This is a genomic window from Streptomyces sp. NBC_00440, assembly GCF_036014215.1.
Lineage (GTDB): Bacteria > Actinomycetota > Actinomycetes > Streptomycetales > Streptomycetaceae > Streptomyces.
On sequence record NZ_CP107921.1, the window covers coordinates 6,034,065 to 6,046,503 of the forward strand.

Annotated in this window: 11 protein-coding genes and 5 tRNA genes; 10 read left to right on the forward strand and 6 right to left on the reverse strand. The window is 69.5% G+C overall.

Features of this window, described 5'->3' with window-relative positions; translation table 11 throughout:
- Nucleotides 1-72: 72 nt before the first annotated feature.
- The 4 genes from OHB13_RS27145 to OHB13_RS27160 all read right to left on the reverse strand — a co-directional run bounded on the left by OHB13_RS27145 (nt 73) and on the right by OHB13_RS27160 (nt 5,592).
- Nucleotides 73-654, reverse strand: a complete 582-nt coding sequence (locus OHB13_RS27145; protein ID WP_164259978.1) for a GTP-binding protein — start codon at nt 652-654, stop codon at nt 73-75.
- Entirely contained in the window at nt 635-1,042 is a 408-nt protein-coding gene (locus OHB13_RS27150) for a DUF742 domain-containing protein (protein ID WP_164259976.1), read from the reverse strand. Before OHB13_RS27150 ends, OHB13_RS27145 begins: the two co-directional genes overlap by 20 nt.
- 119 nt (nt 1,043-1,161) lie before the next feature.
- Nucleotides 1,162-1,575, reverse strand: a complete 414-nt coding sequence (locus OHB13_RS27155; RefSeq protein ID WP_164260060.1) for a roadblock/LC7 domain-containing protein — start codon at nt 1,573-1,575, stop codon at nt 1,162-1,164.
- A gap of 9 nt (nt 1,576-1,584) precedes the next feature.
- Nucleotides 1,585-5,592 carry a nitrate- and nitrite sensing domain-containing protein gene (locus OHB13_RS27160; RefSeq protein ID WP_443062971.1) on the reverse strand — a complete coding sequence of 1,336 codons (4,008 nt, stop codon included), beginning with the start codon at nt 5,590-5,592 and terminating at the stop codon, nt 1,585-1,587.
- Nucleotides 5,593-6,181: 589 nt separating this feature from the next.
- Between OHB13_RS27160 and OHB13_RS27165 the strand changes: the two genes are divergently transcribed.
- The 9 genes from OHB13_RS27165 to OHB13_RS27205 all read left to right on the forward strand — a co-directional run bounded on the left by OHB13_RS27165 (nt 6,182) and on the right by OHB13_RS27205 (nt 10,117).
- Nucleotides 6,182-6,376 carry a hypothetical protein gene (locus OHB13_RS27165; RefSeq protein ID WP_266852607.1) on the forward strand — a complete coding sequence of 65 codons (195 nt, stop codon included), beginning with the start codon at nt 6,182-6,184 and terminating at the stop codon, nt 6,374-6,376.
- Nucleotides 6,377-6,457: 81 nt separating this feature from the next.
- Complete coding sequence (locus OHB13_RS27170) at nt 6,458-7,243, forward strand: fumarylacetoacetate hydrolase family protein (protein ID WP_266852605.1); 786 nt, start codon at nt 6,458-6,460, stop codon at nt 7,241-7,243.
- A complete protein-coding gene (gene gltX / locus OHB13_RS27175; protein WP_443062972.1) occupies nt 7,236-8,759 on the forward strand; it encodes a glutamate--tRNA ligase in 1,524 nt (507 codons plus the stop codon). Before OHB13_RS27170 ends, gltX begins: the two co-directional genes overlap by 8 nt.
- A gap of 9 nt (nt 8,760-8,768) precedes the next feature.
- On the forward strand, nt 8,769-9,488 hold the full coding sequence (locus tag OHB13_RS27180) for an HAD family hydrolase (protein WP_328378804.1): 720 nt from the start codon (nt 8,769-8,771) through the stop codon (nt 9,486-9,488).
- An 85-nt stretch (nt 9,489-9,573) separates the two neighbouring features.
- Nucleotides 9,574-9,645 (forward strand) — tRNA-Gln (locus tag OHB13_RS27185).
- 55 nt (nt 9,646-9,700) lie between these two features.
- A tRNA-Glu gene (locus OHB13_RS27190) sits at nt 9,701-9,773 on the forward strand.
- 61 nt (nt 9,774-9,834) lie between these two features.
- Nucleotides 9,835-9,907: transfer RNA gene (locus OHB13_RS27195), tRNA-Glu, on the forward strand.
- Between the two features lie 8 nt (nt 9,908-9,915).
- Nucleotides 9,916-9,987 (forward strand) — tRNA-Gln (locus OHB13_RS27200).
- 57 nt (nt 9,988-10,044) lie between these two features.
- Nucleotides 10,045-10,117: transfer RNA gene (locus OHB13_RS27205), tRNA-Glu, on the forward strand.
- A 117-nt stretch (nt 10,118-10,234) separates the two neighbouring features.
- On the opposite strand, the gene OHB13_RS27210 is transcribed toward OHB13_RS27205, so the two are convergent.
- Nucleotides 10,235-10,876, reverse strand: a complete 642-nt coding sequence (locus OHB13_RS27210; protein ID WP_328378805.1) for a MerR family transcriptional regulator — start codon at nt 10,874-10,876, stop codon at nt 10,235-10,237.
- 105 nt (nt 10,877-10,981) lie between these two features.
- Between OHB13_RS27210 and OHB13_RS27215 the strand changes: the two genes are divergently transcribed.
- Nucleotides 10,982-11,497 (forward strand): DUF4188 domain-containing protein, encoded by a 516-nt coding sequence (locus OHB13_RS27215; protein ID WP_328378806.1) that lies wholly within the window; start codon nt 10,982-10,984, stop codon nt 11,495-11,497.
- A 138-nt stretch (nt 11,498-11,635) separates the two neighbouring features.
- Here the strand turns inward: OHB13_RS27215 and ndgR are convergent, their stop codons facing one another.
- Nucleotides 11,636-12,352, reverse strand: coding sequence for an IclR family transcriptional regulator NdgR (gene ndgR, locus OHB13_RS27220; protein WP_164265352.1), 717 nt, complete (start codon nt 12,350-12,352; stop codon nt 11,636-11,638).
- Nucleotides 12,353-12,439: the final 87 nt, after the last annotated feature.

A 12,439-nucleotide genomic window follows, 5' to 3' on the forward strand; every position in this document is an offset into this window, starting at 1 on the left:
ACATGGGGGCGGATCGTGTCAAAGACCACAGTCCGCCCCAGGTCGGCTACGACAACTGCCGTAGAAGGACGACTACTTGAGGCGTGCCATCAATGCGTGCTCGACGAGTGTGATGAGTCCGCTCTTTGCATCTGCGCGGTGTCGTGCGTCGGTGGTGAGGATGGGGGTGTCGGGGCCGATCTGGAGGGCTTCGCGTACTTCGTCGGGGGTGTAGGGCTGGTGTCCGTCGAAGCCGTTGAGGGCGATGACGAAGGGGAGTCCCGAGTTCTCGAAGTAGTCCACCGCGGGGAAGCAGTCCGAAAGGCGGCGGGTGTCGACGAGTACGACGGCGCCGATGGCGCCGCGTACGAGGTCGTCCCACATGAACCAGAAGCGGTCCTGTCCCGGTGTGCCGAACAGGTAGAGGATCAGGTCCTGGTCGAGGGTGATGCGTCCGAAGTCCATGGCCACCGTGGTGGTGGTCTTGTCCCCGGTGTGTGTGAGGTCGTCGATGCCCGCGGACGCGGACGTCATGACTGCCTCGGTACGCAGCGGGTTGATCTCCGAGACGGCGCCGACGAACGTGGTCTTGCCCACGCCGAAGCCCCCCGCCACCACGATCTTCGCCGAGGTGGTCGATCTGGCCGCCCCGCCGCTAGAGCTTGCGAAGTCCACTGAGCACCCTTTCGAGCAGTGTCACGTCCGGCGTGCCGCCGGCCTCTCCGTTGCCCGGCTGGTGGATGGCCACCATGCCGGCCTCCGCCAGGTCGGCCACGAGGATCCGCGCCACCCCAAGAGGCATCGAGAGCAGCGCCGACACCTCGGCCACCGACTTGACCTCACGGCACAGATGGCAGATCCGCTGGTGCTCGGGGAGCAGGCCCGCGAGGTGCACCGGGTCGGCCGTGGTGCTGACCAGCGCCTCGATGGCGAGCTGGTAGCGGGGCCGGGTCCGGCCGCCGGTCATGGCGTACGGACGTACCAGCGGCTGGTCGCCCTCACTGTCGTACGACGCGTCGTGCAGCACGCCGTACGGATCGTGAGAGGCGGGGGGCGGGGTCATGGATCCTCCGGGCGTGACAGCGATGAGACGGAGTGCCGTCTGACTGGGCCGGTGGGGGGCGGGATGCGGCCGGACGGTAGTTGATGAACGTACGGGCTGAACCTGTGGGGGGCGTGTCTCTAGTGGAGCAGGCTCCCCTGGAGTTCGGCGCGCAGGTCCGGGGTGAGGACGCTGCCCGCACGGTCGACGAGCAGGGCCATCTCGTACCCGACCAGGCCGATGTCGCAGTCCGGGTGGGAGAGCACGGCGAGCGAGGAGCCGTCCGAGACCGACATGAGGAAAAGGAAGCCGCGCTCCATCTCCACCACGGTCTGGGCGACTTCGCCGCCTTCGAAGATCCGGGAGGCGCCCGCCGTGAGCGAGGTCAGCCCGGACGCCACCGCGGCCAGCTGGTCGGCACGGTCACGCGGAAAGCCTTCGGACATGGCCAGCAGAAGTCCGTCGGCGGAGACCACCACTGTGTGGGACACCCCGGGGGTGTTGTCCACGAAGTTCGTGATCAACCAGTTCAGATTCTGCGCCGCCTGGCTCATCGGACTCAACTAGTGCTCCTGCTGGTGAGAGGGGCCGTTTCCGGCCTGGCGACCCTGTTGGATGCCGCGCCGGAGATTGGTCAGCCGGCCGCGTACGTCGTCGGGCGCACGCGAAACCTGCGGACCGGCCTGGTGGGCCTGCTGCTGTGCGGTGCCGGGCACCAGATTGGCACGCGGTACGCGTCGGGGCAGACCGGATGTGGTGACACCACCGGCAGCGGGCTTCTTCGCCCGCTCGGCCTGCCGTACGAGTTCGTCGTTGGGCGATGCCCGCCAGTTGCTGCCGGGGGCAGTCTGGGCCATGGGGTCGCGGGGCGGTGCCGCGGGAGCGGCCGGCTCGGGCTGCTGGGGAGCGGCCGGTTCCTGCGGCTGCGCGGTCCTCGCGGACTGCGCGCCGTGGAACCAGTTGGTCTCCAGGGTGTCGTAGAGCGGGGTACGTCCGTCGCCCGGGTCGGCGGCCGGCGGCAGCGCGTCGTACTGCGGCTGCGCGGGCAGGCTCTGCGGCGCGGGCGGACGCGGCGCACCGAAGTCGGCCTCGCCACGGTCACGCTGCTGCGGGGCGCCGCCGGGGCGGCCCTCCGAAGGAGCGGGCGGACGCGGGGAGTTGAAGCCGCCGAAGTCCGACAGTTCGGCCCGCGGGAACTGCGCCGTGGACGCGGGATCCTGCGACTGCTGCTGCGGGTCCTGGTACGGGAGGTCCTGTTGCCGGGACTCCGCCGGGTACCGCTCGTCCTGGAACCGGCCGTCCTGGGGACGGTCCTGCTGGAACAGGTCGTCCTGCGGGCGGTCCTGCTGGAACCGGTCGTTCGGCTGCTGGGCCTGCGGTATCTGCGGCACCTGGGGTATCTGCGGGCGCCGCTGCGGGCCGCGGACATCCGGGCGCTCGAAGACGTCGGCACGCTCGAACCGTCCGGTGCTCCCGGGGGGCGGACCGTTGAAGTCCGGACGCTGGAACTCGGCGGTGGAGCCGGGGCCCTGGCGCTCGGCGGAGAGCCGGTCGTCGGCGGGGCGGTCGTTGCCGAACCGGTCGTTGCCGAACCGGTCGTTGCCGAACCGGTCGTCCGCCGGGGCGCGTTCGCCCGACTGGCGCCGCGGGCGCAACGGCTGGCGGTACTGGGCGCCGGAGCCGGTCGTACCGGAATCGTTCGTACCGGGGCCGAACGGGTCGGAACCGAACGCGCCGGTGTCCGGCTCCTCGTGGCCGCGCGGCATGTCCTGAGCCGCCCGCTGCGGCAGTTCATTGCCCCAGCTGGTGGTCTGCGGGCGCTGCGGCGGCTGCGGACCCTGCGGCTGCTGCGGGTTCTGCTGCGACTGCGGGCCTCGGGCCTGCGGCTGTGACTGCGGGCCGCCGGGGTTGCCGCCGGGCAGCTCCGCGCGCGGGCCACCGGTGGGCGGCAGCTGCTGCTGACGGCCGGCCGGGGGCTGGAACATGCCCTCACCCGGCTGCTGCGGGCGCTGCGGGCCGTTGCCGCCGCGTCCCGGGGTCTCGCCCTGACCGCCACGACCGCCCTGGGCGGCCCTGCGCGGCATGGGCGCCCCCGCGCCGAACGCGTTCACCGCCGGAGCGGGTGCCGAGCCGCCCTGCGGCTGCCCCTGCTGCTGCGGGCCGCCGGGCTGGATCGAACGGTCGCCGTCGCGGGCGGGCAGCGCGGCGCGCGGACCCGTACCCGGGACCTGACCGCGCGGTGCACCGGCACCGAGCCCGGCACCGAGACCGGCACCAGAACCCGCACCAGCGCCGAGCCCGGCACCGGCGCGGCCCGGGGCGCCCGCGCCCTGCTGCGACTGGTTCTGCTGCGACTGGCCCAGCTGCTGCGGCTGCTGGCCACCGGGCATACCCGGCTTGGCCGGAGCCTTCTTGCCGCCCTGCGCGACATCGACGGGCAGCATGACCAGCGCGGTCGTACCACCGGAGTCGGAGGGGCGGAGCTGGATGCGGATGCCGTGGCGCAGCGAAAGGCGGCCGACCACGAACAGACCCATGCGGCGGGAGACGGAGACATCCACGGTGGGCGGCGACGCGAGCCGCTCGTTGATCGCGGCGAGGTCCTCGGGGGAGAGGCCGATGCCGGTGTCGTGGATCTCGACGAGTACGCGTCCGTCGGGCAGTGCGTGACCGGTCACGCGGACCTTGGTCTGCGGCGAGGAGAACGACGTGGCGTTCTCCAGCAGCTCGGCGAGCAGGTGGACGAGGTCGTTGACGACGCGTCCCGCGACCTCGGTCGCGGGCACCGCCGCCAGCTCGATGCGTTCGTACTGCTCCACCTCGGACGCGGCGGCGCGGAGCACGTCGACCAGCGGCACGGGGCGGGTCCACCGGCGGCCGGGCTCCTCGCCCGCGAGGACGAGGAGGTTCTCACCGTTCCGGCGCATACGGGTCGCGAGGTGGTCGAGCTTGAAGAGCGAGGACAGCTGGTCCGGGTCGGCCTCGCGGGACTCCAGTTCGGAGATGAGCGAGAGCTGGCGCTGGATGAGGCCCTGGCTGCGGCGCGAGAGGTTGGTGAACATCGCGTTGACGTTGCCCCGCAGCATGGCCTGCTCGGAGGCGAGCCGGACGGCCTCGCGGTGCACGTCGTCGAAGGCCGTCGCGACCTTTCCGATCTCGTCCCGGCTGTGCACACCGACGGACTCCACGGAGGTGTCGACGTCCTGCGGGTCGGTCTCGGAGAGCTGCTTGACCAGCTCGGGAAGGCGCTCACTCGCGACCTTCGTAGCGGTGTCCTGGAGCCGACGCAGCGAGCGGATCATGGACCGGGCCACGACGAAGGCGCCGACCAGCGAGACACCCAGCACGAGCACGATGAGCGCGGCGTTGACGATCGCCTCGCGCTCGGCGTCGTTGCGCAGCTCGCGGGCCTTCTGCTCCATCTCGCCGAGCAGCGTGGCCTCGATGGTGTTCATGGCCGTGATGCGGTTGCTGTCCGAGTCGTACCAGTCCTTGTACGAACGCGGGGTCTGGCTCTCCAGACCGCCCTTGTTCTCCAGGACGTGCTTCGCGTACAGGTTGGCGGCGGTGATCTCCGGGTTACCGGTGTCCAGCGGGGCGGTCAGGGCCGCCGCGTTGCCCGCGTAGACCAGCTTGAAGGACTTGAGCTCGTCCTCCTCGCTCTGCATGGCGGACTTGGCGAAGAGCCGGTCGCTCTCCTCCAGGTGGCCGTGGCCCTTGTTGCTCGTCGGCAGTGAGGCCGCGATGACCGCGCGCTGGATCGACGCGTACTCCTTGGCGGACGAGAAGGCCGCCAGGGCGCGGGTCCGCTTGATCATCTCGGGGTTGGCGGTCGCCTGGGCCATGTCCTGGGAGAGGCTGAGCAGCGAGTCGATCAGCTCGCTGTACTCGGTGACCGTCTGCGAGGTGGTGGCGCTGCCCTGGTACGCGTCGGCGCGGATGGCCTTGAGACGGGTCAGCTTGGTGGCGATGCCCCGGAGGCTGCCGCGGATCGACTCGATCGAGCTGTCGCGGTTCGCGCTGTCGAAGTCCGATGTGCCCTTGAGGAAGGCCTGGTCGGCGAGGTCGGTGCGCTTGCGGGGCTCTTCGACGTTGAAGTCGGTGGCCTTCGCGCCGTGCGACAGCGGACCCGCGGACCTGTCGCGCTCCTCCTGGAGCGCGGCGGCCAGTTCGGTCGCCTGCTTGGTCATCTGGGTGAGCAGCTGCATGTGATCCAGCTGCTGCATGTTGTCCAGCGAGTCGTTGATCCGCAGCCCACCCAGGGTGGTCGCGGCGACCACGGGCAGTGCGAGCAGGGAAACGAGCCTGGTGCTGATGCGCCAGTTGCGCAGAGCCATGCGTGAGCCCGGGCCGGTCTGGCCCTTGGACTTCGGCGCGGCCGGAGCCGAGGACGGGGCCTTGGACTCACCGCCGCCGGCCGGGGTCTGGCTGTGTCCTCGGGGGGCCTGGGCGTGCTGGGCCGAGGAGTCGCGGTCGGATCCGCCGCGAGGCTCCTGTTCAGCCTCGGCTTCCCCTCGACCCTGGCGGGCCTGGGGAGAGCCCGTGCCATCCCTCTTGAAACGTCCCTGCACTAGCGTCGCAACCTCTGGACCAGGCGTTCCCCCGCACAGGCGGCGGAACGGTGTCGAGTCGTGGGGCGCGGCGCGCCCCATGGTGGTCGTCAGTGACCGGCGTGTTCTCCCCCTTTACCGCCGCCACTCGGCGCTGCGTCGCGCCCTTCGTGCGCCGGCCTGCCTGTGTTTTCACAAAGACTGCGCGGCAGTGCGTGGAATTCCAGCACAGCGACGGATCTCCAACAAGGCCCGTGTGCCGGGATGTGACCTTATTGACACGGCGTGAGCGGCGCATCACCAGGGGTAGAAATTGTTCCCGGAGAAATCGGACTTTTGTTTACGTACTGCTTACAGGTCAGGGGTGTCCCAGTCGCCATGATCAGGGGCGGAATGAACGGTTCACATGCGTAATGTCCGCTTGTTGCAGGGCAGTTGAGTGACCGTAATGCCCTAAATATCACTCAACTCGTGAGCAAACTCACACCTAGATCGTTGTCCTGCCCACGCTTCTGCGGGGAATCAGATGTTTAGCCTGACGCTTTACAGGGATGGCGAATCCGACAACCGGCGCCCCGGCGCCGCCCGACCGACAGGGCCTCACAAGCACATGAAGACGACGACGTTGTTCCGCACCACTGCCAACCCCCGCCGCACCACGCTCGCCCACCTCACGGACGCCGAGCAGCTGCAGCGCCCCGAGCAGCCGGAGCACGCCGCGACCCTGCCGGCCGTGACGGCCAACCCGCGCCGCACCATCCTGATGGAGGCGCCCGCCCCCGCGCAGGTCACCGCCGCCGAATAACGCGCGGCAGCCCCTCGCCACCCGCGTTAGCCTGGAGCGTCAGAACTCCAGCCAGCCAGTAAGTGAGGGGCGACAGCACTCGTGCGCATCGCCAGATTCTCCATCGACGGCAATGTCGCCTTCGGCGTGGTCGAGGGCGAGGGCTCCGATCCCTCGGGCGACCTCGTCCTCGACATCATCAAGGGCATCCCGTACTCGGACTTCGAGCTCTCCGGTGTCAAGGTCCCGCTGAGCAAGGTCCGGCTGCTGCCCCCGGTGCTCCCCAACAAGGTCGTGGCCTTCGGCCGCAACTACGCGGAGCACGCGGCAGAGCTCGGCAACGCGGTCCCGGACGCACCGTTCGCCTTCTTCAAGCCCACCACATCGGTGATCGGCTCGGGCGACGCCATCGAGTACCCCTCCTTCTCCAGCGAACTGCACCACGAAGCCGAACTGGCCGTGGTGATCGGCCGGATGTGCCGCGAAGTCCCGCACGACCGCGTCAAGGACGTCGTCTTCGGCTACACCTGCGCCAACGACGTCACCGCACGTGATGTCCAGAAGCGCGAGAAGCAGTGGGCCAGGGCCAAGGGCTTCGACACCTCCTGCCCGCTCGGCCCCTGGGTGGAGACCGACCTCGACCCGTCCGACCTGACCATCCAGGCCACGGTCAACGGCAACCAGCGCCAGCTCGGCCGCACCAGCGAGATGATCCACTCCATCGCGGATCTGATCGTCAACATCTCCGACGCCATGACGCTGCTCCCCGGAGACGTCATCCTGACCGGCACCCCGGCCGGCGTCGGACCGCTCAACGTCGGCGACGAGGTCGCCGTCTCCATCGAAGGCATCGGCACTCTCACCAACAAGGTGATCAAGCGTGGCTAACGCGACACACTCCCCCAAGCTCTCGGCTTCGCTCGACGGGCAGGGGGTGCCCCCCCGCGTACGTTTCTGTCCCTCCCCGACCGGCAACCCCCACGTGGGACTGGTCCGCACCGCCCTGTTCAACTGGGCCTTCGCCCGGCACACCGGCGGCACCATGGTCTTCCGCATCGAGGACACCGACGCGGCCCGCGACTCCGAGGAGTCGTACAACCAGCTGCTCGACTCGCTGCGCTGGCTCGGCCTGGACTGGGACGAAGGGCCCGACGAAAAGGGCGGCCCGCACGCGCCGTACCGCCAGTCGCAGCGGATGGACATCTACGCGGACATCGCGAAGCGGCTCCAGGACGCGGGCCACGCGTACGACTGCTACTGCACCACCGCCGAGCTCGACGAGCGCCGCGACGCCGCCCGCAAGGCCGGCCGGCCATCGGGGTACGACGGCCACTGCCGTGACCTCAGCGCGGAGCAGATCGAGGAGTACCGGGCGGAGGGCCGCACCTCCATCGTCCGCTTCCGGATGCCCGACGAGACGATCACCTTCAACGACCTGGTCCGCGGCGAGCTCACCTTCACCCCGGAGAACGTCCCGGACTACGGCATCGTCCGGGCCAACGGCGCGCCGCTGTACACGCTCGTCAACCCGGTCGACGACGCGCTGATGGAGATCACGCACGTGCTGCGCGGCGAGGACCTGCTCTCCTCGACCCCCCGCCAGATCGCGCTGTACAAGGCACTGATCGACATCGGCGCCGCCAAGGACATCCCGCTCTTCGGCCACCTCCCCTACGTGATGGGGGAGGGCAACAAGAAGCTCTCCAAGCGCGACCCGGAGGCGTCCCTCAACCTCTACCGCGAGCGGGGCTTCCTGCCCGAGGGACTGCTCAACTACCTGTCCCTGCTGGGCTGGTCGTTCTCGGCGGACCAGGACATCTTCTCGGTCGCCGACCTGGTCGAGAAGTTCGACATCGCGGACGTCAACAGCAACCCGGCCCGCTTCGACCTGAAGAAGGCCGAGGCGGTCAACGCCGACCACATCCGGCTGCTGGACGTGCCGGCCTTCACCGAGGCCTGCACCCCGTGGCTGCGCGCCCCGCACGCCAACTGGCCGGAGGAGAACTTCGACCAGGCGGCCTGGGAGGCCATCGCCCCGTACGCGCAGACCCGCCTCACGGTCCTCTCGGACATCACGGCCAACGTCGACTTCCTCTTCCTGGACCAGCCGGTCGAGGACGAGGCGTCCTGGACGAAGGCGATGAAGGGCGACCCGGTGGCCCTGCTCACCACGGCCCGCGCCAAGCTCGCGGACGCCGACTGGACCAGCCCCGAGGCGCTCAAGGCGGCCGTCCTGGCGGCCGGCGAGGAGCACGGCCTGAAGCTCGGCAAGGCCCAGGCTCCGGTCCGCGTCGCGGTCACCGGCCGTACGGTCGGCCTGCCGCTCTTCGAGTCCCTGCAGATCCTGGGCAAGGAGCGCTCGCTCCAGCGGATCGACGCGGCACTGGCGAAGCTGGCCGCCTAAGCTGAACACATGCCCATCCGCGCGGTCCTCTGGGACATCGACGACACGATCTTCGACTACACGACCGCGGACCGTGTGGGGCTGTCGGAGCATCTGAAGACCGAGGGCCTGCCCGACGGATACACCTCCGTCGAGCAGGCCCTCGGCCGTTGGCGGGAGATCACCGAGCTGCACTGGGCGAGGTTCGCCGCGGGGGAGACCGACTGGGAGGGCCAGCGCCGCGAGCGGGTCCGGTCCTTCACCGGTACGGAACTGAGCGACCAGGAGGCCGACGCCTGGTTCGCCCGGCACCTGGCGCACTACGAGGCGGCCTGGTCGCTCTTCCCGGACGCCGTGCCGGCGCTCGACGCCCTCGCGGCCGACTACCGGCACGGGCTCCTCTCGAACTCGGCCACCCACAACCAGGACCGCAAGCTGCGCACCCTGGGCGTACGGGACCGGTTCGAGGTGCTCGTCTGCGCGGCGGACCTGGGGGTGGCCAAGCCCGCGCCCGGTGCCTTCCACGCCGCCTGTGACGCCCTGCGGCTCGACCCGCCGGAGGTCCTGTACGTGGGAGATCATCCGGACATCGACGCCGCCGGGGCGCTCGCGGCCGGACTGCGGGCGGTCTGGCTGGACCGGGCGGACCTCGGCGGACGGCCCGAGCTGGACCGGATCACCGCGCTGGGCCAGCTTCCCGGGCTGCTGCGGGGCGATACCCGTTTTGGAGCGCCGTCCACCTTCGGGTAATGTTCTTCTTGCGCCGCCCGAGTGGGCCGGAAGGCCGGAGCGGACAGCGCGAGATGAACAAGACCCCCAAGGGGTTGCGTTTCATTGGGCTATGGTGTAATTGGCAACACAACGGTTTCTGGTACCGTCATTCTAGGTTCGAGTCCTGGTAGCCCAGCGCAAGGCCAGTAGTAAACCAGCAGTACATCAGCAGTAACCACCTTGCAGTACAAGCCCCCGTTGTGTAGCGGCCTAGCACGCTGCCCTCTCACGGCAGTAGCGCCGGTTCGAATCCGGTCGGGGGTACAGATCCTTCCCGTGAGTTGATCAGGGTCACACCCGATCAACTTGATGCAGGATCGCTAGGGCCCCCGTTGTGTAGCGGCCTAGCACGCTGCCCTCTCACGGCAGTAGCGCCGGTTCGAATCCGGTCGGGGGTACTCCACCATGGGCTATGGTGTAATTGGCAACACAACGGTTTCTGGTACCGTCATTCTAGGTTCGAGTCCTGGTAGCCCAGCGCAAGATCTTCACGCAAGATCTGCAGTAGATCAGCAGTAACCACCTTGCAGTACAAGCCCCCGTTGTGTAGCGGCCTAGCACGCTGCCCTCTCACGGCAGTAGCGCCGGTTCGAATCCGGTCGGGGGTACAGGACAGGAAAGGCCCTTCACTTCGGTGAAGGGCCTTTCTGTATGGGCCGGTTGACGGGTTGCACGGCCTGGCCGCGCCACCGGCGTGGCTGCCCGATGGCCGAACTCCCGCCGGTTCAGAGCCCGTAGCGCCGCGCCGACTCCTCCTCCTGCGCCAGCCTGTGCAGCGAGGTCAGCAGCGGCTCGTAGAGCACGGTGGCCGCGACGGCTGTCTCCACCTGCTCCTTCTCCGAGGGGTGCGTCTCCATCATGTCCAGGTCCTGGACGGCCACTTGATACATCAGCTCGGCCTGCTGAACCAGGTAGCCGACCTCGTACGGGTAGCCGAGCCGCAGCAGGGTGGCCACCGACGCGACCAGCGAACGGTGGACGGGGGAGAGTTCGCCGATCTCCCGTACGCTCTCCCAGCCCAACTGGTCCAGCAGCCGGTCGACCTCGGCGCGCGCGGTGGCCGTCTCCGGTGCCTCGTCGTCCGGTTCGGGTCCGTGCGGCAGCGACCAGAGGGCCGCGCCGAGCCGGATCGTGCGGCCCAGGGACGCGTCGTCGACATGGCCGAGCACCTCACGCACCGTCGCCACCGGGAGCCGGCCGACCTGGATCAGCGCCCGCACCAGACGCAGCCGGCGCAGATGACTCTCGTCGTAGTCGGCCTGGGTCGCGCTGATCCGGTGCCCGGGCGGCAGGAGCTGCTCCCGCAGGTAGTACTTGATCGTCGCGGCCGGGATCCCGCTCAGCTCACTCAGTTCCGACAGTCGCATTCCTGTGCCTTCCCTTGCGCCGCCCCTTGGGCAGTGCCACTATCCCACCACTGGATAGTGACGCTATCCAATATCTGCCGTCCAGTATGGCGAAGGGGGCACTGCATGTTCGCCAAGCCGATTCCGGGCCGGATGACCGCAGCCGCGGAAGGCGACGTGGTCATTCTGCTGATCGGGATGCGCATCAACCACTTCTGGGGAGTGCACCACTGGCTGCCGGTTCTGCTGGCGATGCCGCGCATGCTCAGGGAGTTGGGCAGGGACAAGAGCCGCGGACTCCTCGGGCACACACTGCTGACCGGCTCGCCGCGGACGTACTACGTCGTGCAGTACTGGGAGTCGAAGGAGAAGCTGCTCGCATACGCGGCCGCGCCCGACATGTTCCACCGCACGGCGTGGGCCATGGTCAACCGCAAGGAGCGGAAGTCCCGGCAGCATGTGGGGCTGTGGCACGAGACGTACATCGTGCCGGAGGGGTCGTACGAGTCCATCTACGCCGATATGCCGGAGTTCGGGCTGGCGGCGGCGACCGGTGTGCTCCCGATCGAGCGCCGGGGCCGCGCGGCGGCGGACCGTCTCGCGCACCGCTCCGGCGCGCGCTCGGGGCCCGAGGCGGGCTGAGCTGACCGGTCCTGGGCCTGTCGCGGTGCTGGGCCGCCACGACGCTGGGGCGGGCCGTTGTGCGAGTGGCTGTGGGGGAGGGGGCGGTGCAGTGACTGAGCGGAGTGACTGAAGGGCCCTGTGTGAGCGGGCCCCGCGTCAGCTGGTGCGGCGCAGGGCCTCGGAGAGCCGTCCGGCGGCGTCGATGACCGCCTGGGCGTGCATCCGGCCCGGGTGGCGGGTGAGCCGTTCGATCGGGCCCGACACCGAGACGGCGGCGACCACCCGGTTCGAGGGCCCGCGTACGGGGGCGGAGACCGATGCCACGCCCGGTTCGCGCTCGCCGATCGACTGGGCCCAGCCCCTGCGCCGTACGCCGGAGAGGGCGGTCGCGGTGAACCGGGCGCCCTGGAGCCCGCGGTGGAGCCGCTCGGGCTCCTCCCAGCCCATCAGGATCTGCGCCGACGAACCGGCCTTCATGGTGAGCGTCGAGCCGACCGGGACGGTGTCCCGCAGCCCGGAGAGGCGCTCGGCCGCCGCCACGCAGATCCGCATGTCGCCCTGCCGGCGGTAGAGCTGGGCGCTCTCGCCCGTGACGTCGCGCAGATGCGTGAGTACGGGGCCGGCCGTGGCGAGCAGGCGGTCCTCGCCCGCCGCCGCTGCCAGCTCCGAGAGCCGTGGGCCGAGAATGAACCGGCCCTGCATGTCCCTCGCCACCAGCCGGTGGTGTTCCAGGGCCACCGCAAGCCGGTGTGCCGTGGGTCGTGCCAGCCCTGTCGCCGCGACCAGTCCGGCGAGGGTGGCCGGGCCGGACTCCAGAGCACTCAATACCAGAGCTGCCTTGTCGAGAACGCCGACGCCGCTAGAGTTGTCCATGCAACGATACTCGCGTCTCACTCTGTGAAACGCAAGTTCAATTTTCCAGGGAACTTGCCAACCTGTAGGGGCGGCCGTACAACGGCT